General features: G+C 69.3%; 17 protein-coding genes. 15 read left to right on the forward strand and 2 right to left on the reverse strand.

Annotation, left to right across the window (positions count from 1 at the left end):
* The first annotated feature begins 131 nt into the window (after window positions 1-131).
* The 9 genes from tssB to D3869_RS17535 all read left to right on the forward strand — a co-directional run bounded on the left by tssB (window position 132) and on the right by D3869_RS17535 (window position 11,844).
* Window positions 132-668 carry a type VI secretion system contractile sheath small subunit gene (tssB, locus tag D3869_RS17490; RefSeq protein WP_094306710.1) on the forward strand — a complete coding sequence of 179 codons (537 nt, stop codon included), beginning with the start codon at window positions 132-134 and terminating at the stop codon, window positions 666-668.
* Window positions 669-717: 49 nt separating this feature from the next.
* Window positions 718-2,187 carry a type VI secretion system contractile sheath large subunit gene (gene tssC / locus D3869_RS17495; RefSeq protein ID WP_137141208.1) on the forward strand — a complete coding sequence of 490 codons (1,470 nt, stop codon included), beginning with the start codon at window positions 718-720 and terminating at the stop codon, window positions 2,185-2,187.
* A 39-nt stretch (window positions 2,188-2,226) separates the two neighbouring features.
* Window positions 2,227-2,742, forward strand: coding sequence for an Hcp family type VI secretion system effector (locus D3869_RS17500; protein WP_094306712.1), 516 nt, complete (start codon window positions 2,227-2,229; stop codon window positions 2,740-2,742).
* Window positions 2,743-2,976: 234 nt separating this feature from the next.
* Complete coding sequence (gene tssE / locus D3869_RS17510) at window positions 2,977-3,435, forward strand: type VI secretion system baseplate subunit TssE (RefSeq protein WP_137141209.1); 459 nt, start codon at window positions 2,977-2,979, stop codon at window positions 3,433-3,435.
* A gap of 14 nt (window positions 3,436-3,449) precedes the next feature.
* Window positions 3,450-5,246, forward strand: a complete 1,797-nt coding sequence (gene tssF / locus D3869_RS17515) for a type VI secretion system baseplate subunit TssF (RefSeq protein WP_137141210.1) — start codon at window positions 3,450-3,452, stop codon at window positions 5,244-5,246.
* The gene (gene tssG / locus D3869_RS17520; protein WP_247895907.1) at window positions 5,243-6,379 is read left to right on the forward strand and encodes a type VI secretion system baseplate subunit TssG; all 1,137 of its coding nucleotides are present in this window, start codon (window positions 5,243-5,245) and stop codon (window positions 6,377-6,379) included. Before tssF ends, tssG begins: the two co-directional genes overlap by 4 nt.
* A 75-nt stretch (window positions 6,380-6,454) precedes the next feature.
* The gene (gene tssH / locus D3869_RS17525) at window positions 6,455-9,070 is read left to right on the forward strand and encodes a type VI secretion system ATPase TssH (RefSeq protein ID WP_137141211.1); all 2,616 of its coding nucleotides are present in this window, start codon (window positions 6,455-6,457) and stop codon (window positions 9,068-9,070) included.
* A gap of 16 nt (window positions 9,071-9,086) precedes the next feature.
* On the forward strand, window positions 9,087-11,162 hold the full coding sequence (locus tag D3869_RS17530; RefSeq protein WP_137141212.1) for a type VI secretion system Vgr family protein: 2,076 nt from the start codon (window positions 9,087-9,089) through the stop codon (window positions 11,160-11,162).
* Between the two features lies 1 nt (window position 11,163).
* Entirely contained in the window at window positions 11,164-11,844 is a 681-nt protein-coding gene (locus D3869_RS17535) for a toxin-antitoxin system YwqK family antitoxin (RefSeq protein WP_137141213.1), read from the forward strand.
* Between the two features lie 89 nt (window positions 11,845-11,933).
* On the opposite strand, the gene D3869_RS17540 is transcribed toward D3869_RS17535, so the two are convergent.
* A complete protein-coding gene (locus D3869_RS17540) occupies window positions 11,934-12,326 on the reverse strand; it encodes a DUF4280 domain-containing protein (RefSeq protein WP_014198555.1) in 393 nt (130 codons plus the stop codon).
* A 94-nt stretch (window positions 12,327-12,420) separates the two neighbouring features.
* Window positions 12,421-13,620, reverse strand: a complete 1,200-nt coding sequence (locus tag D3869_RS17545; protein ID WP_137141214.1) for a DNA polymerase IV — start codon at window positions 13,618-13,620, stop codon at window positions 12,421-12,423.
* A gap of 254 nt (window positions 13,621-13,874) precedes the next feature.
* Between D3869_RS17545 and D3869_RS17550 the strand changes: the two genes are divergently transcribed.
* The 6 genes from D3869_RS17550 to D3869_RS17575 all read left to right on the forward strand — a co-directional run bounded on the left by D3869_RS17550 (window position 13,875) and on the right by D3869_RS17575 (window position 20,779).
* On the forward strand, window positions 13,875-14,180 hold the full coding sequence (locus tag D3869_RS17550) for a hypothetical protein (protein WP_247895908.1): 306 nt from the start codon (window positions 13,875-13,877) through the stop codon (window positions 14,178-14,180).
* A gap of 3 nt (window positions 14,181-14,183) precedes the next feature.
* Entirely contained in the window at window positions 14,184-14,501 is a 318-nt protein-coding gene (locus D3869_RS17555; protein WP_137141215.1) for a hypothetical protein, read from the forward strand.
* A gap of 43 nt (window positions 14,502-14,544) precedes the next feature.
* Window positions 14,545-16,185, forward strand: a complete 1,641-nt coding sequence (locus D3869_RS17560; protein WP_137141216.1) for a PepSY-associated TM helix domain-containing protein — start codon at window positions 14,545-14,547, stop codon at window positions 16,183-16,185.
* A 217-nt stretch (window positions 16,186-16,402) separates the two neighbouring features.
* Window positions 16,403-18,328 (forward strand): TonB-dependent receptor domain-containing protein, encoded by a 1,926-nt coding sequence (locus tag D3869_RS17565; RefSeq protein WP_137141217.1) that lies wholly within the window; start codon window positions 16,403-16,405, stop codon window positions 18,326-18,328.
* A 106-nt stretch (window positions 18,329-18,434) separates the two neighbouring features.
* Window positions 18,435-19,697 (forward strand): enterobactin transporter EntS, encoded by a 1,263-nt coding sequence (entS, locus tag D3869_RS17570; RefSeq protein WP_137141218.1) that lies wholly within the window; start codon window positions 18,435-18,437, stop codon window positions 19,695-19,697.
* A complete protein-coding gene (locus tag D3869_RS17575) occupies window positions 19,694-20,779 on the forward strand; it encodes an efflux RND transporter periplasmic adaptor subunit (RefSeq protein WP_137141219.1) in 1,086 nt (361 codons plus the stop codon). Before entS ends, D3869_RS17575 begins: the two co-directional genes overlap by 4 nt.
* The last annotated feature ends 48 nt before the right edge of the window (window positions 20,780-20,827 follow it).

A 20,827-nucleotide genomic window follows, 5' to 3' on the forward strand; every position in this document is an offset into this window, starting at 1 on the left:
ACGGAGGTGTTCCGGGGCGATGTCGTCCAATTGGGGTCCATCTCGGCTGGCCTCCGCGGGGGTGCCTTTCGAATGATGGCGAAGCTCGACAGCCGGCGCGCGACGCGCACAACCCTATGAGGTCGTCAGATATGAGCGAGAGCAGTCAGAAGAAGTTGGAGCGCGTCCGCCCGCCGCGGGTGAAGCTCACCTACGAGGTCCACACCGGTGGCGCCCAGGAGATGAAGGAGCTGCCCTTCCTGGTCGGCATCCTGGCCGACCTCAGCGGCAAGCCGGAGAAGCCCCTTCCCAAGCTGAAGGAGCGCAAGTTCGTCGAGATCGACCGCGACAACTTCAACGACGTGATGGCCTCCGTCGGGCCGCGCCTCGCCTTCCAGGTGGACAACAAGCTGCAGGAGGACGGCGGCAAGCTGAACATCCTGCTGAACATGCGCCACATGGACGATTTCCAGCCGGTGGAGGTGCTGAAGCAGGTGCCGACGCTGAGCCGCCTGTTCGAAGCCCGGCAGAAGCTTTCGGACCTGCTGGCCAAGCTGGACGGCAACGACGAGCTGAACGGCCTGCTGAACGACGTCATCACCAGCACCGAACAGCAGGACGAGCTGAAGAAGCTCCTCGGCCCGGTGGCCGGCACCCCGGCCGGCGAGCCCGCGGGCGAGCCCGCCTGATCCCCCCTCCCGGTAAGCCCAACCAGAACCCCCTTCACGGAGCGAACAGGTGAGCACGGAAACGTCCGTTGAGAGCGCCGCCAGTCTGTCCCTGCTCGACCGCATGATGGTCGAAGGCAAGATGGCGCGCGAGGAGGGCCAGCGGCCCTACGCCCGCGACCTTCTGACCGAATTCGTCGACCAGGTCCTCGCCGAGACCGGCGACGCCTCCGCCGTCGACGTGGTCGAGGCGATCAACCAGCGCATCGCGCAGATCGACGAGCTGATCAGCGACCAGCTCAACGAGGTCATGCACCACCCCGACTTCCAGAAGCTGGAAGGCACGTGGCGCGGCCTGAACTACCTCGTCATGAACACCGAGACCTCGACGACGCTGAAGCTGCGCGTCCTCAACGTCTCGCGCAAGGACCTCCAGAAGGACCTGGACAGCGCGGTCGAGTTCGACCAGAGCGCCATGTTCAAGATGGTCTACGAGGCCGAATACGGCACGCTGGGCGGCACGCCCTACAGCATGCTGGTCGGCGACTATGAGTTCGGCCGCCATCCGCAGGACATCTCCCTGCTGGAGAAGATGTCGAACCTCGCCGCCGCCGCCCATGCGCCCTTCATCAGCGCCGTCTCCCCGGCGATGTTCGACATGGAGAGCTTCAGCGAGCTGGGCGCCCCGCGCGACCTGTCGAAGATCTTCGAGACGGCCGAGATGGTGAAGTGGCGGTCCTTCCGCGCGTCGGAGGATTCCCGCTACGTCTCGCTGACCATGCCGCACGTCCTGATGCGCCTGCCCTACGGCCCGAACACCGTTCCGGTCGAAGGCATGAACTTCGTCGAGGACACCGACGGGCGCGATCATTCCAAGTACCTGTGGGGCAACGCCTCCTGGGCGCTGGCCGCGCGCATCACCGACAGCTTCGCCAAGCACGGCTGGACCGCGGCCATCCGCGGCGTGGAAGGCGGCGGCAAGGTCGAGGGTCTGCCCAGCCATACCTTCAAGACCGACGAGGGCGACATCGCCCTGAAGTGCCCGACGGAGATCGCCATCACCGACCGCCGCGAGAAGGAGCTGAACGACCTCGGCTTCATCTCGTTGGTCCACTGCAAGAACACGGATTACGCGGCGTTCTTCAGCGGCCAGACCACGAACAAGCCGAAGGTCTACAACACCGACGAGGCCAACGCGAACGCCCGCATCTCCGCGATGCTGCCGTACATGCTGGTGTCGTCGCGCTTCGCCCATTACCTGAAGGTGATGCTGCGCGACAAGATCGGCGCCTTCCTGACGCGCAACAACATCACGGACCACCTGAACACCTGGATCGCCAACTACGTCCTGCTGGACGACGAGGCGTCGCAGGGCACGAAGGCCCGTTTCCCGCTGCGCGAGGCCCGCATCGACGTCTACGACGTGCCGGGCCGTCCGGGCGTCTACCGCGCCAACATCTTCCTGCGTCCGCATTTCCAGCTCGAAGAGCTGTCGGCCTCCATCCGCATGGTCGCCGAACTGCCGGCGCCGGAAGCCTGATCCCCTCCCCACCGAACGCATCGTCCGGAGTAAATCCGCATGTCTATGATCATTCTCGATATCCCCAACGTCCAGGGGGAGTCCGCGGTGGAGATCGCCGGGGGCACGGTGTTCAAGGACATGATCCTGTGCGAATCCCTGTCGCAGGACATGACCGTCGAAATGGAAGTGTCGACCAACGCCCGCCGCACGGTCCACACCCCGAAGGTCGAGAACATCACGCTTGAGCGCAAGTGGGACCGGGCCTCGCCCAAGCTGATCTCGCTGCTGCTGCGCTCGGCCAACTCCGATACGGCGAAGAAGCAGTGGACCATCCACTGCCTGAAGCCGATCGGCGACAGCCACCAGTGGGGCGAGTTCCTGACGATCGAGCTGACCAACCCGCTGATCGCCAAGCACAGCCTGAGCGTCAACGAGGGCGATACGACCGAGACCATCGAGATCAACGCCACGGAGATCTACTGGACTTACAAGCGCTACACCGAGGAGCAGAAGCACGAAGGCGGTGGCGGCGTGAAGTTCAACCTGCTGAAGGGCACCGTCTCCGACAGCTAATTTCCTACGCTCGCCAAAAGCCCTCTCCCCCGCTCACGCGCAAACTCCGTTTGCGCTGACGCGACAGGCAGACCATTGGTCCGCCGAAAGCGGGGAGAGGGTTGGGTGAGGGGGCATTGCGCCCGGCAGGGCGGAGAAATTCTCTTTGTGCTCACACGGTGTGCCTTCGGCACCCCCTCATCCTGACCTTCTCCCCGGAGGGGAGAAGGAATTGAAGCTCCAACGGACACGGCGATGACCCAGCCCAAGACGATGACCGGCGGACGGTCGCTGCTGTTCGAACGGCTGATCGACTTCGAACCGGACCACCCGACGGGCGACGAGCCGTCCGCCACGGTGCTGTCCATGCCCGATCTCAAGGCGTCGATCCGGCGCGAGGTCGCGCGCATCCTCGACAGCCGCAGCACCGGCGCCCGCCGCCCCGACCTCGGCGGAACGGCGCTGGACTATGGGATTGCCGACATCACGCATCTGGACGCCGCCTCCGACGCCGACCGCCGTCAGGTGGAGCGGATGGTGCGACAGGCCATCATCGATTTCGAGCCGCGGCTGAAGCGCCCGCGGGTGACCGTCAGCGCCGGAACCGGGCGCGGCACCATGGTCACCAGCATCTCCGGCGAGGTCGTGGCGGGCACCGTCACCGAACGGCTGGAGTTCGACGTGGGCCTGCGCGGCCACGCCGAATCCGGCTGAAAGGACGCATCAGGATGCGGCGCGAGGACCTCCTCGACCATTACGAACGCGAGCTTCTCTACGTCCGCCGGGCGGGCGAAGCCTTCGCGCGCAGCTATCCCAAGATCGCGCGCCGCTTGGCGCTGGGGCCGGATCAGGCCGCCGACCCCAACGTCGAGCGGCTGATCGAATCCTTCGCCTTCCTGTCGGGCCGCCTGCAACTCAATCTGGAACGCGAGTTCCCGCGCTTTTCCGAGGCGCTGCTCGGCATCCTGCACCCGCAGATGATCGCGCCGATCCCAGCCATGGGCATCGCGCGGATGGAGCCGACTCCCGGCGAGGGGCGGCTGACCGGCGGCTTCCGCGTGCCGCGCGGCACCCCGCTGCACGCCGTGGCCGAGGACAACATCCGCTGCCGCTTCCGCACCGCCTACGATGTGACGCTGTGGCCGGTCGCGGTGACCGACGCCGCGGTGGAGCCGGCGGACCGCTACGACTTCCTCGACGGCGCCGCCACCGCCTCGGTGCTGCGGCTGCGGCTGGAGACGCGCAACCAGTCCTTCGAGAATCTGCCGATCGACAAGCTGCGCCTGTTCATCGACGGCGAGACGATCCTCACCTCCGCCCTGCACGAACTGTTCCTGTGCGGCGTCGTTGAGATCGCCTATGTCCAGCCCGGCAAGCCGCCGGTGCGGCTGCGCGGCGAGAACTTGATCGCCCCGGTGGGCTTCGGTCCCGACGAGACGGTGCTGCCCCATCCCAGGCACGCCCAGCCCGCCTACGGCCTGCTGCAGGAATACTTCGAGTTCCCGCAGAAGTTCGACTTCTACGACCTGCCGCTTCCCCGGGGCCAGCTGTCGGGGGAGGTCGTCGACATCCTGATCGCGGTGTCGCGCCCGCTGCCCAACCGCCTGACCCTGCGCAAGGACAGCTTCGTCCTCGGCTGCACGCCCATCGTCAACCTGTTCAACCGCACGGCGGAGCCAATCCGGCTGAACCACCGGCGAACCGCCTACCGCGTCGTCCCCGACGCCCTGCGCGAGCGCACGACCGAGGTCCATTCGATCCTGGAGGTCAGCGGCCTGCGCGACGGCGACGGCATGCATCACCGCTACGTCCCCCTCTTCTCCCACCATCACGCCGAGGCGGAGACCGAGCCGCGCGGCTTCTGGCTGGCCGCGCGCGAGCCGACCCAACGGGAGGACGTGCCGGGCACCGACATCCATCTCAGCCTGCACCACCTCGACCTGACGCCGACCGACCCGGCGGACGAGACGCTCCTCGTGCGCACGCTCTGCACCAACCGGGCGCTGGCCGAGCAGGTCCCGGCGGGCGCCGCGCTGATGATCGAGGAGGCGGCGCCCATCGCCACCATCCGCTGCCTGCACAAGCCGACGCCCGGCCGCCCCGCCCCGGCGGGCGGCTCCTCGGCCTGGAAGCTGATCTCGCACCTGTCGGTCAACCATCTCAGCCTGACCGGCGACGCCGAGGGGCTGCGCGCCCTGCAATCGATCCTGCTGCTGCACGCGCCCGACGATCCGTCCGCCCAGCACCAGATCCGCGGCGTGCAGGGCCTGTCCTCCCGCCCGGTGCTGCACCGCATGGGGCAGGACGCCTGGCGCGGCTTCGTGCGCGGGCTGGAGGTGACTGTGGACTTGGACGAGCGGAACTTCGTCGGGGCCAGCCCGCTGGTCTTCGGCGGCGTGCTCAGCCGCTTTCTCGGGCTCTACGTCAACGTCAACGCCTTTGCCCAGCTTCGGCTGCGCTCGGTGCAACGGGAAGGGGTGTGGAAGGCATGGTCGCGCCTTGCCGGCAGCCAGCCGGTCCTGTGACGGACCGCCCTCCCCCCTCCTCGGGCCACCCTCCCGCCCTGATCGACCGGCTGGAGGCCGAGCCCTGGGGCTTCGACCTGCTGCAGGCCATCGCCCTGCTGGAACGCGCCGCCCCGGGCCTGGCGCCGCTCGGCACCGGCATCGACCCGGAGCAGGAGGCCGTCCGCATCGAGCACGACCCCAGCTTCGTCTTCCCGGCCAGCGACGTCGTCGAGGCGCGGCGGACCGAGGACGGGCGTGGCGTGGTCCGCTCCCCCGTGCTGGGCGTGGCGGGCATCAACGGCCCCCTGCCCTACGTCGCCACCGAACTGCTCGTCGAGCGGGCGGCGCGACGCGACACGGCGGGCTCTGCCTTTTACGACATCTTCAACCACCGCCTGATGTCGATCTTCTACCGCACCCGCCAGGGCAGCCTGCCCCTGCTGGAGCGCGACCCGGAACGCACGCTGATGGCGCGTGTGCTGCGCGCGCTGGCCGGCATCGGCACGCCCGGCCTGGAGCAGCGCCTGCCCGGCACGCCCGACCGCATGCTGCTCGCCTTCTCCGGCATCCTCGCCAACCGGCGCCGCTCGTCGTCCGGGCTTGAGGCGATCCTCGGCGCCGTCTTCCGGGTCAAGGTGCGGGTGGAGAGCTTCGTCGGGCGCTGGCTGCCGCTGGACGAGGAGAGCCGGACCCGGATCGGCGGCGGTTTCGGCGCGCGGAACAACAGCCTGGGCCGGACAGTCGTGCTGGGCCGCCGCGTCTGGGACCAGCAGAGCTGCTACGCCATCGAACTGACGCTCGACAGCCTGGAGCGCTTCCGCGAGTTCCTGCCCGACGGGCGGCACCACCAGACGCTCTGCGCGCTCGCCCGCTTCCACACCGGGGACGGCATGGACTTCCGCATCGTGCTGGTGCTGGAGGCCACCAAGGTGCCGCCGACGCGCCTGTCCACCAAACCGCCGGAGGGCAGCCGCCTCGGCTGGACCTCCTGGCTGCGGGCCCCGGGCCGCCCGAACCTGAAGGACGGGCGCCTGACCCTCGACCCCGCCCCCTCTAGCCCTCTCCCCTCTGGGGAGAGGGCGGCCCGCAGGGCCGGTGAGGGGGTTGCGCTTGTGCCGGACGTACCAACAAGCGCAACCCCCTCACCCTAACCCTCTCCCCAGGGGGGAGAGGGGACTTCGCAAGCACCTGACACCGCCCGCAACGTCATCCCAGGGAGCCGTCCCGTGACCGCCGACATCAAGTCCCTCATCGGAAAGCTCGACCGCGACGGGCGCAAGGTTCTGGAACGCTCCGCCGCGCTGTGCGTCTCGCAGACCCATTACGACGTCGAGGCGGAGCATGTGCTGCTGGCGCTGCTGCGGCTGAAGGACGCCACCGTCGCCGGCATCCTGCGCCATTACGGCGTCGAGGCGGGCCGGCTGGAGACGGAACTCGAAGCGGCTCTGGACCGCATCCGCCGCGGCAACAGCCGCACCCCGGCCTTCTCCCCCCGCGTGCCGGAGATGCTGGAAACGGCGCTGCTGATCTCCGTCACCCATCTCGACAGCCCGCAGATCGTCCTGCCGGCGATCCTGTGGGCCGCGGTCGCCTGCGATTCCGTGCGGGCGGTGGTGACGGAGTCCGCCCCCTCCCTGCTCGCCCTGCCGCGCGAGCGCACCGCGTCCGACCTGCCGGAGCTGGTGCGCGTCCTGAAGGAGGGCGGACCGTCCGCCGCCGCGTCCGACTCCTCTCCCACCGCCGCTCCGGTCTCCACGGCGTCGGACGGGCGGGCCATGCTGGACCAGTACAGCCAGGACCTGACCGCCCAGGCCAAGGCCGGGAAGATCGACCCGGTGATCGGGCGCGACCGCGAGATCCGGCAGGTCATCGACGTCATGATGCGCCGCCGTCAGAACAACCCGATCCTGGTCGGCGACCCCGGCGTCGGCAAGACCGCCATCGTCGAGGGGCTGGCCCTGCGCATCGCCGAGGGCGACGTGCCGCCGCCGCTGCGCGGCATGGTCATCCGCACGCTCGACCTCGGGCTGCTGCAAGCCGGAGCCGGTGTGAAGGGCGAGTTCGAGAACCGGCTGAAGTCGATCATCAAGGAGGTCTCCGCCTCGCCCGTGCCGATGGTCGTCTTCATCGACGAGGCGCACGCGCTGATCGGCGCTGGCGGGGCCGCCGGCCAGGGCGACGCCGCCAACCTGCTGAAGCCCGCCCTGGCGCGCGGCGAGTTCCGCACCATCGCCGCCACCACCTGGGCCGAGTACAAGAAGTATTTCGAGAAGGACCCGGCGCTGGCCCGCCGCTTCCAGCCCGTCTCGGTGCCGGAGCCGGACGAGACGGCGGCGGCGGCCATGCTGCGCGGCCTCGTCCGCCGCTTCGAGGAGCATCACGGGGTCAGCGTGCTCGACGACGGCATCGCCGCCGCCGTGGCCCTGTCCGCCCGCTACATCCCCGCCCGCCAGTTGCCCGACAAGGCGATCAGCGTGCTCGACACCGCCTGCGCCCGCGTCGCCATCGCCCGCAGCTCCAAGCCCGAGGCCATCGAGGCGATGGAGCGCGAGGACGCCATCCTGGCCCGCGAGGCCGAGCGGCTGGAGGCCGAGCCCGGCACCGCACACCACGCCCGCCTGTCGCAGATTTCGCAACGCCGCGGCGCGCTGGCCTTGGAAAAGGCCGCGCTGGATGAGCGCTGGACGCGCGAGCGCGACCTTGTCGATGCGGTGGAGGCCGCGCTGAAGGCCGGCCACGCGGTGGAGGCCGCCGCGGCCACGGAAAAGCTGAAAGCGATCCAGGGCGATAGTCCGCTGGTCCCGCACCGGGTGGACGGCGCGGTGGTCGCCGCCGTGGTGTCGAACTGGACCGGCATTCCGGTCGGCTCGATGTCCAAGGACGATCTGGAGGTGGTCGCCACGCTGGAGGACCGCATGGCCGCCCGCGTCGTCGGCCAGCCGCAGGCGCTCCAGGCCATCGCGCGGGCCGTGCGCGGCTACCGCGCCGGGCTGGGCGAGCCGCACCGTCCCATCGGCGTCTTCCTGCTGAGCGGCCCGAGCGGCGTCGGCAAGACCGAAACCGCCCTGGCGCTCGCCGAGCTGCTGAACGGCGGCGAGGACAGCCTGATCACCATCAACATGTCGGAGTATCAGGAGGCCCACGCCGTGGCGACCCTGCGCGGCGCCCCGCCGGGCTATGTCGGCTACGGCAGCGGCGGCGTCCTGACCGAGGCGGTGCGCCGCCGTCCCCACGCCGTGGTGCTGATGGACGAGGTCGAGAAGGCCCACCCCGATGTGCTGGACATGTTCTATCAGGTCTTCGACAAGGGCGTGCTGGAGGACGGCGAGGGCGTGGAGGTCGACTTCCGCAACACGCTGATCCTGCTGACCAGCAACCTCGGTGACACGGAGCTTTTCGCGTTGGGCCGCGAGGCGCTCGACGCCGGGCGCATCGGCGAGGCGCGGGAAGAGGGGCTGGCGGCTATCTCCGACGTGCTGCGCCGCCGCTTCCGCCCGGCCTTCCTCGGCCGCCTGTCCGTCGTGCCCTACTACCCGCTGAGCGAGGCACAGATCCGCCGCATCGTGACGATGAAGCTGGACAAGCTGCAACGCCGCACCGCCGGCAACCGCGGCGCCGAGCTGGCCGTCACCGACGCGGCGGTGGAGGCGCTGGTGCTGCGGGCGCTGAACTCCGACGCCGGGGCGCGCATGATTGACACGCTGCTGTCGGAGTTCGTGGTGCCGGAGGTGGCGATCCGCATCCTCGACCGCGTCGCCGCCGGCCAGCCGGTGGGCCGCATCACCGTGGACCACGGCGCGGACGGGCGCTTCACCGTCAGCGTGGACGGCACGGCGGCCTGACCGGGGAGCGGCGAGGATGGCGAAGCGCTTTTCCCAGGACGGCCAGTATCTGTCCATCACCACCCCGCTGGGGGCGGACGCGCTGGCGCTGCGCACCATCGTGGGGGAGGAGCGGCTGTCGTCGCTGTTCACCTACCGCGTCACGATGATCTCGTCGGACGAGGACATCGCCTTCGACCGCGTCGTCGGCAAGGCGGTGACCGTCGCCATCACGCTGGGCGACCAGGAGACGGTGCGTTACATCAACGCCATCGTCGGGCGGATCGAGCTGACCCACGTCGATGACCGCGGCCAGGTCGCCCATTACGAGGCGGAGCTTCACCCCTGGCTGTGGATGCTGACCCATTCCGGCGACTGCCGCATCTTCCAGGAGAAGACGGTCCCGGAAATCGTCGAGGAGGTCTGCAAGGGCGCCGGCTACACCGACCTCAAGAAGTCGCTGACCGGCACCTACGCCAAGCGCGAATATTGCGTGCAGTACCGCGAGACCGACTACAACTTCGTCGCCCGGCTGCTCGAAGAGGAAGGCATCTTCTATTACTTCGCGCATGAGGACGGGAAGCACACGCTGGTGCTGGGCGACGGGGCCAACGCCTTTGCCAAGAGCACGCTGCTCGACGCCTTCGAATACCGCACCACCGAAGGGCACGACGACGAGGACCATGTGCTGAACGGGCTCAGCGTCGAGCGGCGCGTGACGACCAAGAGCTACGGCATCGACGGCTACCATTTCGAGACGCCCTCGACCGATCTCTACGCCACGGCGGAAGGCGCGTCGGGCTTCGGCACGGTCAGCGACTACATGGGCCGCCACACCACCTCGTCGGATGGGGAGGCGATGGCCAAGCTGCGCCAGCAGGCGCTGGCCTTCCCCGGACGCCGGGTGCGCGGCAGCGGCGAATGCCGGTCGCTGGAGGCCGGGACGCGCATCACCGTGTCGGGCCACCGCAAGAGCGACCTGAACGCCGAATATGTCCTGCATTCCGTGCGCATCGACGGGGCGAGCGGCCATTTCAACGCCCATTTCACCGCCTTCCCGCCGGACCTGCCCTTCCGCCCGCTCGACACGGCGGTGAAGCCGCGCATCCACTCCACCCAGACCGCCATCGTCGTCGGCAAGAGCGGGGAGGAGATCTGGCTCGACAAGTACGGGCGCATCAAGGTGCAGTTCCACTGGGACCGGCTGGGCAAGAAGGACGAGAAAAGCTCCTGCTGGGTCCGCGTCGCGCAGAACTGGGCGGGCAAGAACTACGGCATCATGTTCTTCCCCCGCGTCGGGCAGGAGGTGGTGGTGACCTTCCTCGACGGCGACCCCGACCGTCCGCTGGTCACCGGCTCCGTCTACAACGCGGAGCAGACCGTGCCCTACACGCTGCCCGACGATTCGACCAAGAGCACCATCAAGACCCAGACCTCGAAGAACGGCACCGGCAAGTTCAACGAGATCCGCTTCGAGGACAAGGCCGATGCCGAGGAGATTTTCGTTCACGCCCAGAAGGACATGAACGTCGAGGTGTTGAACGACGTGACCCGCCTCATCAAACACGACGAGGTGGAGACGGTCGAGAACGACAGCACCATCGACATCCAGCACGACCGCAAGCTGACCGTGAAGAACGATCACAGCATCACCGTGTCGGAAGGCAACGAGACTCACGAGGTCGCGAAGGGCACGCGCGCCGTCACGGTGAAGGGGAACGAGACCCACACGAACAAGGCCGACTTCACCCACAAGGCCGACGGCGACTACACCCTGACCGTGAAGGGCAACCTGACCATCGACGTGACCGGCGACGTGGTGATCAAGGGCAAGTCGGTCAAGGTGACCGCCACCTCTGGCGAGGTCGGCGTCAAGTCCGGGACGGACATGAAGCTCGACGCCGGCGGCGCCTTCAACGCGAAGTCCGGCATGGCCATGGAGATCAAGTCGGGCATGGGCATGGACGTCAAGGCGAGCATGGGGATGAACCTGAAGGCCGGCATGGCCCTGTCCGCCGAGGGGCTGTCCGCCACGCTGAAGGCCCAGACCATGGGCGAGGTCAGCGCCGGCGCCATCATGACCGTCAAAGGCACCCTGGTGAAGGTGAATTGAGATGGCCGGCGAAAGCCCACCTGAAGCCCGGATTGCCGATCCCCAGCCCGTGGAGGAGCGCGACGAGCAGGGCCGCATCGTCCGCAGCGGCGAGATGCGCGATGAGGAGTTCCACGGCCTCTACACCGCTTATGGCGAGGACGGCCACCCGATCCTGCGCGCCCGGCTGCGCGCCGGGAAGCTGCACGGGGAGGTGCGCAACTACGCGCCCGGCGGCGCCCTGGTCCAGGTGGCCGAGTATGCGGACGGCGTGCAGCACGGTCAGACCACCTTCTACGCCAACGCCCGCCCGACCTGCCGCATGACCTACCGCAACGGCCTGCTCAACGGCCCGTCGGTCTTCTTCCACGAGAGCGGCACGGTGGCCGCCGTCTTCCAGTATTGCGACGGCAAGCGCGAGGGCGAAGCGCTGTTCCACAGCCCGCAGGGCCGCCCGATGCGGCGGGAGAGCTACGCCAACGACCGCCTGCACGGCCCGGTGCTGGGCTATTACGACGACGGCACGGTGAGCGAGCGCGCGGCCTTCCTGGACGGGCTCCAGGACGGGGTGCTGCGCCGCTTCTTCCCCTCCGGCGCGCTGATGCAGCACGGCGTCTATCGCCGCGGCCTGCTGATCGAACCGCTGCGGACCTATTCGGAGGACGGCAAGGAGATCGCCGTGCTGGAGCCCCCGGCGGGGTGAGGAAAACCCTTGGGGAGGTCTTGCCCCCTCCCTAACCCTCCCCCGCTTCGCAGGGGAGGGTTAGGGAGGGGGCAAGAGCCCCGCACGCCTCACGGCGTCTGCACCGTGAACTGCCCCGGCACGACGATCTGGATCACCCCGCCCCAGTTGCACATCAGCTTGCTGGTGGAGGTCAGGGCCGGCATGTTGCCGACCATCACCGTGGGCGCTCCGGGCACCCAGGGGGCGACGGTGCATGGAACGCAGGGCTGCGGCTTGATCACACCCGGCGGCGGCACCGGAATCATCGAGGCCACCACCGGGTTGGCCGGGCTGGTGCACACGCCGAAGGGCGGGATGTTCATGATCGGCTTGTTGTCCATGATGTTGGCCATCGGCGGACCGCCGGCCATCGTCCGGTTCAACGGCAGCACCACCAGGGCGGACGGCGCCGCCCCGAAGCTGCAGGTCATCATGGCGCCCGCGCACACCGCCTGACTCATCCCGTTCCTCCATCCCGAAACGACGGCTGGAAGAGTGGGCCTCTCCACCGCCCCGCGGCAAGCGAGCCCTGGACCGGAATGGTCCGAATTCGCTTCAGCCCGGCGGAGACGAGCCGAACCCGTCGAACAGGCCCGGCTCCGCCTCGGTCTCCGGGTCGAGCAGGTCGGTGCAGCCGACGCCGATCAGGCGGATCGACCGCCCGTCCGGCTCGGCGTCCAGCATCTCGCAGCCGGTCTGCCAGATCAGCCCCGCCGACCTCGCCGGCGGATCGACGCGGCGGGAGCGGGTGATCGTCTGGAAATCGGCGGTCTTCATCTTCAGCACCACGCTGCGCCCCCGCAGGCCCGCGGCGGACAGGCGGCGGGCCACCGTCTCGGCCAGCGGGAGCAGCGCGTCCTTCAGCGCGGCCTTGTCGGCGGTCTCCCAATCGAAGGTCGTCTCGGCGGAGATGCTCTTGCTCGGCGACTCCGGCTCCACCCGGCGGTCGTCCTGGCCGCGGGCGAAGCGGTGCAGCAGGCGGCCCATCTTGCCGTGGCGGCGCACGAGGTCGATCTCCGTCCAGCCGCGCAGGTCGCCGACCGTGCGGATGCCGTCCGACTGCAGCTTGCGCTGGAGCACCGGCCCGACACCCCACAGGATCGACACCGGCTTGGGCGCCAGGAAGTCCAGCGCCTGCCCCCGCCCGATCACCGAGAAGCCCCGCGGCTTCTCCAGATCGGAGGCGATCTTGGCGAACAGCTTGTTGTAGCTGAGCCCGACCGAGGCGGTGATGCCCAACTGGTTTTCGAAGCGGCGGACCAGCTCGGCCAGCGCCTGGGCCGGGCTGATGCTCAGCCGCTCCGCGACGCCGGACAGGTCGAGGAAGGCCTCGTCGATGGACAGCGGCTCGACCAGCGGGGTGAAGGCGTGCATCAGCTCCCGCGCCTGCCGGCCCACCGCCTTGTACTTCGCCATGTCGGGCCGCAGCACGACGGCGTCCGGGCAGGCCTCCATCGCCTGCCACATCGGCATGGCCGAGCGCACCCCGGCCATCCGCGCGATGTAGCAGCAGGCGGCGACCACCCCGCGCCGGTCGCCGCCGATGATCAGCGGGCGGCTGACCAGCTCGGGCCGGTCGCGCTTCTCCACCGTGGCGTAGAAGGCGTCGCAGTCGATGTGACCGATGGCGAGGCCGTGCAATTCCCCATGCCGGACCAGCCGCCGGCCGCCGCATTTCGGGCAGCGCGGCTCGCTCCCGCGGAGAGCCGCCGCGCAGTCGCGGCACAGGACCTTGCAATCGTCGAACACAGCCATGGCCGCAGTCTAGCAGGAGAACGCCCGCTGCGGGGAAGGAATGTTCCTGTCCTGTTCCAGGCGGACGGTCACCGGCCGTCGATCCTGGACCGGAAGCGACGGGTTCCGACGGATCGTCCCGCTCCTCTCATCCATGCCGGCAGCCGGCCACGGCGAAATGTCGCAAGGGCGTTTATGCAATTAGGAATCACTTGCAACTTCAATCGCTGATAGGCAAAAGCTGTCGCCTCTCCACCGGATTGGATTGAGGTGCCATGACTGAAAGCGCATCGCTGGCAGAAGCCGTCTGCCACGGACTGGCCTTGGCCGCGACCGTCGCCGGCATCACCGGATTCTACCTGTCGGCGCCGCGCCAGCAATGGCTGAGCCGCCCGTTGCCGGCCCGTCGCAGCCGCGTGGTTGGCACGCTCGCTCTTCTGGAGGGATGGCTGCTGTGGTCGGTGGTCATGCATCCGGCGACCGCGCTGTTCACCAGCCTCACCGTCGCGATGCTGCTCCTCACCATTCTGCCGTTCGCCGCCGCGGCACGCGGCGCCGTGCTCGCGCGCCGGGAGGGTTGAGCGATGGCCGATGCGTCGCCAACCCACAAGACACCGGCACCGATCCGTCCTGACTGGTGGAGCAAGAGTCTGGCCGGCGTGGTCCTGGGATTCGCGCTGGCCATCGCCCTGTCGGGACTGTTCGCCTGGATCGGCCCCGGCGGGCCGGCTGCGGTGAACAAGCTGCAACTCGTCATGTGGCTCGTCGTCCCGATCTGGCTGGCGGTCGTCAGCGCCTGCTTCCTGTTCCGCAGCGGGCGTCAGGCCTGGCTGTGGCTGGGCTGTGCCAACGTCCTGGCCCACACCGCGCTGCTCGCCGCGCGCAGCCCGCTGCTGCACTGACCCGTCGCCCACCCGTCCCGCCCTCACAGCCGCGAGCCGAGCCATGGCCATCCGCACCGACGTCGTGCGCCTCTACCGGCAGATCCACACCTGGACCGGCATCCTGACCGGGTTGATCCTGTTCGTCTGCTTCTATGCCGGCGCCCTCACCATGTTCAAGGAACCGCTGGAACGCTGGATCACGCCTCCGGCGGCGGTGACTCCGGCGACGCTCGACCGGGCGGAGGAACTGGTCGCCGCCACGCGCGCCCTGCGGCCGGAGGTGCGGGACTTCACCCTGGCGGTGGAACCAGCGCTGGCCGGAGAGGCGCCGTTGCGCCTGACCTGGACGGAGGAGCGCTTCGACCCCGCTCCCTGGGCCGCCACCCTGGCGCCGGACGGATCGGTGGCGGTGGAGCAGCTCAACCCGTCCGGCATCGGGCTGCTGGTGGACTTCCTCCATCGCACGGTGGGCATTCCGGGCGATCTCGACATCGGCACGACGGTGACCGGCGTCGCCAGCGCGCTCTACGTCGTGGCGCTGGTGTCCGGCGTGATCATCCTGCTGCCGTCGCTGGTCAAGGATTTCCTGATCCTGCGCGTCACCCGGAACGTGAAGCGCCTGTGGCTGGACGCCCACAACGTGCTGGGGCTGATCAGCCTGCCCTTCCACCTCGTCATCGCCCTGTCGGCGGTGGTGTTCGGGCTGCACGACCACATCTACGACACGTTGGACCGCGTGGTCTATGGCGGGCAGATGCGCGCCGTGGCGGCGGCCAGCAGCCCCTTCCGCACGGTGTCGAAGGACATGGGCCCGGCGGTCATGCTGCCGCCGAAGGCGTTCCTGGCGCGCGCCCACAGCCTCTCGCCCGGCTTCCAGCCGGTCAGCCTGGAGTATCACGACGCCGGCACCGGGGCCGCCACCGTGCGCGTCTGGGGACATGACCCGCGCTATCTGGTGCGGCGGGAGGGCTTCGTGCTGATGGGGGCCGTGGACGGCCGGATCATCGACACCGAATACATGCCGGGCCACCAGAACGGCTGGTCGGCCACTGTTTCCGCCTTCTTCGCGCTGCATTTCGGGAGCTTCGGCGGCGGCATCGTGCGCTGGTCCTATTTCCTGCTCGGGCTGGCCGGGGCGGGGCTGTTCTACACCGGCAACCTGCTGTGGATCGAGTCGCGGCGGCGGACGGAGCGGCAGGCGAAAGGCCGTCCGGGCAGCGGCCCGGTCGAGCAGAGCCGCGCCACCCGCCTGCTGGCCGCCGGGACGGTGGGGGTCTGCCTGGGCTGCGTGGCCGGTTTGTCGCTGACCATCGCCGCCGGGAAATGGCTGAGCGGGCTGGTGGACGACCTGCACGCCTGGCATTGGGGCGTCTACTACGCAACCTTCCTGGGCGCCTGCGCCTGGGCCTTCCTGCGCGGGGCGGCCCGCGCTGGGGTGGAGCTTCTGTGGGCCAGCGCGGCGGCCACCGCCGCCATCCCGGCGACGTCGCTGCTGGGTCTTTTCATGCCGGGTCTTTGGCTGTCGGACGGGCTGATCGGTGTCGATCTGGTTGCGTTGGCCGGCGCGCTGGCCTTCGCCGCACTGGCCCGCAGCGCGGAACGGCGCGCCCTCAGCGGTCCTCGGGACAGCGTTTGGGCAGCCACGGCCGAGCGCCCGAAATCGGAAATGGGCATCCAACCGCTGGCCCACCCGGCGGAGTGAGCGGGAGCGCCCGAAAAACAACCGGACCGAGTCATATCCCTTGCGGCCATAAGGGATATGCACTAACAATCTAAGCACGTTATTGCGAATGATTCGCATTAGCATCTACGGATACGCCTAATCAGGGGACATGAGCATGACCATTCGCACATCGGGGGCGTGTGCAAAGGAAGGGGCGGCAGCGGGCCGTCCGGTGACGGCAGGGAAATCCGCAACCATGGTGGGTGCGGCTCTGGCGGCGGCGCTGGCGGGGGGAACGCCGGCGCTGGCCCAGCAGGCCGCCACGGAAGGGACGCCCGCCGGGGTCCAGACGTTGGGTCCGGTGACGGTCACCGCGACCGGCACGGCACAAAGCACGCTGACCGCTCCCGCCTTCACCACCGTCATCACGTCGGAGGATCTGAAGAAGGAGGGCGTGGCCTCCTCCGGCCTGCCGGAGATCCTGGGCCGCTCGGTGGGCGTGAACGACCGCACCGACGCCACGGGCCGCGACGAGGTGGTGATCCGCGGCATGGGCCAAAACTACTCGCTGGTGCTGGTGAACGGGCGCCGGGTGTCCACCTCCGACGCGCTGTGGCGCGGCGGCGACTTCGACTACCACTCGATCCCGATGTCGGCCATCGAGCGGGTGGAGGTCGTGCGCGGCCCGATGTCGTCGCTCTACGGCTCCGACGCCATCGGCGGCGTGGTCAACATCATCACCAAGAAGCCGACCGACAAGTGGTCGGGCGAGATCAACGGCGACTACCGCGTCGTCGAGCCGGGCCGCGGCGGCACCCAGTACCGCACCGGCCTCTACGCCGCCGGCCCGATCGTGGACAAGGTGTCGGCCTCGGTCGCCGCCGAATACTTCAACCGGCAGGCCTGGTACGACGACTCCCGCTACAACGGCGTCGTTCCGGTCCTGGAAAAGAAGAACCTGGCGAACCTTCTGACCACGCTGGCCTTCGACGTGACGGAGAACCAGACGCTGGAGGCCAATTACGGCCTGAACCGCGACAACCGCCCCCGCGGCTACTACGACCGCTGGCTCTCCTCCCAGAAGCAGGAGATCGTCCGCAACACCTTCGGCGCCGCCCATCGCGGCAACTGGAGCTGGGGCGACACGCTGTTGGAGGCCAACTACGAAGACGGCCGCATCGACGACTACAACTCGTCCTTCAACGCGCCGCAGCAGCGGCACCTGAAGGAGAAGAACCTCTTCCTGCACGGCCGCTCCAACTTCCAGCTCGGCTTCAACCGGCTGACCGCGGGCGCGGAATACCGCAAGCAGACGGTGGAGGACCCCAACACCTTCCTGCAGTCCGGCAAGTCGGAGATCGGGCAGAAGGCGGTCTATCTTCAGGACCAGATCGGGCTGATCGACGGGCTGACCCTGACGGTCGGCACCCGCTACGACCATCACGAGATCTTCGGCGGCAACTTCACCAGCCGCGCCAACGTCGTCTACGCGCTGACCGACGCGCTGTCGCTGAAGGCTGGCGTCAGCCAGGGCTACAAGGCGCCGGACGCCTACCAGCTCAGCCGCGAATACCGGGTGGTGAGCTGCGGCGGCCGCTGCTTCCTGTCGGGCAACCCGGACCTCGAGCCGGAGACCAGCACCAACTACGAGATCGGCCTGGAAACCCGCTATGACCGCTGGGACGGCAGCGTCGTGCTGTTCCACAACAAGGTCAAGGACATGATCCAGGCGGTCTACAGCGCGGGGCCGCCGCCCTCCCGCCATTGGAGCAACATCAACAATGTGGACATCTCGGGCGTCGAGGTGACCGGCTCGGTCAGCCTGACTCCGAAGCTGCTGCTGTCGGGCAACTACACCTACCTCTACACCGAGCAGAGCAACGGTGCGGAGCTGGACTACCGTCCGCGCCACAAGGTCAACGCCTCCCTGACTTGGCAGGCGCTGGACACCGTCAGCACGTCGGTGTCGACCAGCTACACCGGCCCGCAGCTGCAGGGCACCAGCAAGATGCCCGGCTACACCCTGCTGAACTGGGGCGTCAGCGCCGACGTCACCGAGGCGCTGACCATCGGGGCCGGCGTCAAGAACATCACCGACGTGATCCTCAGCGAGAAGAACGTCAACTTCACGTCGGTGGAGGTGGGGCGCAACTACTACGTCTCCGCCAACTACCGCTTCTGATCCGCCGCCGCCCGTCCCCGGCCCGCGCCGGGGGCGGGCGCGCCCGCTTTCTGAAAGCCGCCTTCGGCCCTTTTGCCGCGGGCGCCGGTGCCGGAAAGGCCCGCCCATGATCCTGTCGAACCTTTTTGTCGATGTCAGCCTTCTGAGGACCAACCCCGATTTCCGCCGCGTGCTGATCGCCCGGACGATCTCGCTGATGGCGCTCGGCCTGCTGTCGGTGGCGGTGCCGCTCCAGGTCTACGCCCTCACCGGGTCGAGCCTTCAGGTCGGGGTCGCCGCCGCCTGCGACGGTGTCGGCATGTTCCTGGGGCTTCTGCTGGGCGGCGTGCTGGCCGACCGGATGGACCGCCGCCGGTTGATCCTGGTCGCCCGCGGCGTCTGCGGCCTGGGCTTCCTCGGGCTGGCGTCCAACGCGGCGCTGCCCTCCCCGTCGCTTCCGGCGATCTACGCCCTGTCCTTCTGGGACGGCTTCTTCGGTGCCATCGGCGTCAACGCCCTGCTGGCGGCGATGCCCCATCTCGTCGGACGCGCCAATCTGGTGCAGGCCCGCGCGCTGGGCATGCTGTCGATGCGCGTCGCCACCATCCTGTCGCCGGCGCTGGGCGGCCTGCTGATCGCCGGGCTGGGGGTCGGCTGGGTCTATCTGCTGACGGCGCTGGGCACCGGGCTGACCGTCCTGACGCTGCTCGGCCTGCCCCGGATGATGCCGCCGGGCGAGGCCGGGGAGAATCCGCTGCGCGCCATGGCGCAGGCCTTAGCCTTCCTCTTCGGTCACAAGGTGATTTTGAGCGTGGTGGCGCTGGGGTGCCTGACCACGGTCGCCACATCCATCCGCATCCTCTTCCCGGCTTTGGTCGAGGAGGTGTTCGGCGGCGGCGCCTTCGAGACCGGGCTGATGTACAGCGCCGTTCCAGTCGGGGCGACGCTGGGCGCCGCGCTCAGCGGCTGGGCCGCGCGGCTGGAGCGTCCGGGACTGGTGATGGGCGGCGCCTGCATGAGCGCCTTCGCCTGCATCGCCGTGATCGGGGCGGCCGGAAGCCTTCCCAATGGTTTCTATGTGGCGCTGCCCGTGCTGGTGCTGTTCGGCTACGCCACCTCCATCGCCTCGCTCCTGGAATACAGCATGGTCCAGGGCCACACGCCCGACCACCTGCTGGGTCGCGTCAACAGCCTGTGGACCGCGCAGGACGTGTTCGGCGACAGCGCCGGCACCATCGGCATGGGCCTGCTGGCGGCGCTGATGAGCCCCGCCGCGGGAATCCTGGCGCTGGGCCTGGGCGCATTGGCGCTCGCCGCCGCCGTGACCGCCACCGCCACCACGATGCGCGGAGCGCCGATGAGCGACCCCGCCCTGGAGGGAACCGGATGATGACCCGCAGCATGCCGATCCTGCTGACCGCCGCGCTGCTCGCCGCGGCGCTTCCGGCCGCCGCACAGACACGGGTGAAGGTGACGGCGGTGGTCGCCGCCCCCGTCCGCCAGACGCTGCAGCTCCCCGGCACGCTGGTGTCGCCGCAGAGCAGCTCCCTCTCCGCCCAGGTCGAGGGCCGGGTGGACGCCCTGCTGGTCGAGGCCGGCGACCGGGTGGAGGCCGGGCACCCCCTGTTGCGGCTGGACGACACCATCGCCCGGCTGGACCTGGAGCGGCTGGAGCATTCCCTGGCCGAGGCCGAACACCTGCAACGCGACGCCCTGCGGCTGGCCCGTGAGGCGGAGGCGCTGGCCGGCGTGCAGAGCGTCTCGCAGTCCCGCTACCGCACGCAGCTCGCCCAGGCCGCCATCGAGGAGGCCAAGGTCCGCCAGCTCCGCGCCGCCGTCGCCATCCAGCGCGAGCAGGTGGCCCGTCACGGGCTGACCGCGCCCTTCGCCGGTGTGGTGACCGAACGGCGCACCGAACGCGGGCAATGGGTGGGGGCGGGCGTCTCTGTGCTTCAACTCACCGCCACCGACCCGCTGCGCGTCGTCGTCGACGTGCCGGAGCGCCAGCACGGGCGCATCGAGGCCGGCACGCCGGTCACCGTTCTGATCGCCGATGCGGCGGCGGATGCCGGCATCGCCGCGGCGGTCGAGCGGGTGGTGCCCGCCGCCGATCCGGTCAGCCGCAGCTTCCGCATCCACATCGCGCTTCCCAACCCCGAGGGGCGGCTGATGCCCGGCATGTCGGCGCGCGTCGGCGTCGCGCTCGGCCCGGTGCCGGGAATGGCGGAGATCGCGCTCCAGGTCCCGGCGGACGCGGTGCAGCGCCATCCCGACGGCAGCGCCCGCGTCTGGGTGGTGCAGCGCGGCGGCGACGGGGCGGTGGCCCGCCCGGTGGCGGTGCGCACCGGCCGCCATTCCGGCGACCACGTGGAGGTCCTCAGCCCCGAGCTTCGTCCCGACGATCTGGTGGTCGTCCAGGGCAACGAGGGCCTGCGCCCCGACCAGCCGGTCGTCCCGGACATGGTGGGGTGAGGAGCCCCCTCTCCCGCCCCGGGAGAGGGTGGCCCAAAGGGCCGGGTG

The organism is Azospirillum brasilense, assembly GCF_005222205.1.
In the GTDB taxonomy this organism is placed as follows: Bacteria; Pseudomonadota; Alphaproteobacteria; order Azospirillales; family Azospirillaceae; genus Azospirillum; species Azospirillum brasilense_G.

Bases quoted from the DNA above. Each gene is read 5' to 3' on its own strand.
- tssB (WP_094306710.1), top strand. From the start codon at position 132: ATGAGCGAGAGCAGTCAGAAGAAGTTGGAGCGCGTCCGCCCGCCGCGG.
- D3869_RS17500 (WP_094306712.1), top strand. From the start codon at position 2,227: ATGTCTATGATCATTCTCGATATCCCCAACGTCCAGGGGGAGTCCGCG.
- tssE (WP_137141209.1), top strand. From the start codon at position 2,977: ATGACCCAGCCCAAGACGATGACCGGCGGACGGTCGCTGCTGTTCGAA.
- tssF (WP_137141210.1), top strand. From the start codon at position 3,450: ATGCGGCGCGAGGACCTCCTCGACCATTACGAACGCGAGCTTCTCTAC.
- D3869_RS17530 (WP_137141212.1), top strand. From the start codon at position 9,087: ATGGCGAAGCGCTTTTCCCAGGACGGCCAGTATCTGTCCATCACCACC.
- D3869_RS17535 (WP_137141213.1), top strand. From the start codon at position 11,164: ATGGCCGGCGAAAGCCCACCTGAAGCCCGGATTGCCGATCCCCAGCCC.
- D3869_RS17540 (WP_014198555.1), bottom strand. From the start codon at position 12,326: ATGAGTCAGGCGGTGTGCGCGGGCGCCATGATGACCTGCAGCTTCGGG.
- D3869_RS17545 (WP_137141214.1), bottom strand. From the start codon at position 13,620: ATGGCTGTGTTCGACGATTGCAAGGTCCTGTGCCGCGACTGCGCGGCG.
- D3869_RS17550 (WP_247895908.1), top strand. From the start codon at position 13,875: ATGACTGAAAGCGCATCGCTGGCAGAAGCCGTCTGCCACGGACTGGCC.
- D3869_RS17555 (WP_137141215.1), top strand. From the start codon at position 14,184: ATGGCCGATGCGTCGCCAACCCACAAGACACCGGCACCGATCCGTCCT.
- D3869_RS17560 (WP_137141216.1), top strand. From the start codon at position 14,545: ATGGCCATCCGCACCGACGTCGTGCGCCTCTACCGGCAGATCCACACC.
- D3869_RS17565 (WP_137141217.1), top strand. From the start codon at position 16,403: ATGGTGGGTGCGGCTCTGGCGGCGGCGCTGGCGGGGGGAACGCCGGCG.
- entS (WP_137141218.1), top strand. From the start codon at position 18,435: ATGATCCTGTCGAACCTTTTTGTCGATGTCAGCCTTCTGAGGACCAAC.
- D3869_RS17575 (WP_137141219.1), top strand. From the start codon at position 19,694: ATGATGACCCGCAGCATGCCGATCCTGCTGACCGCCGCGCTGCTCGCC.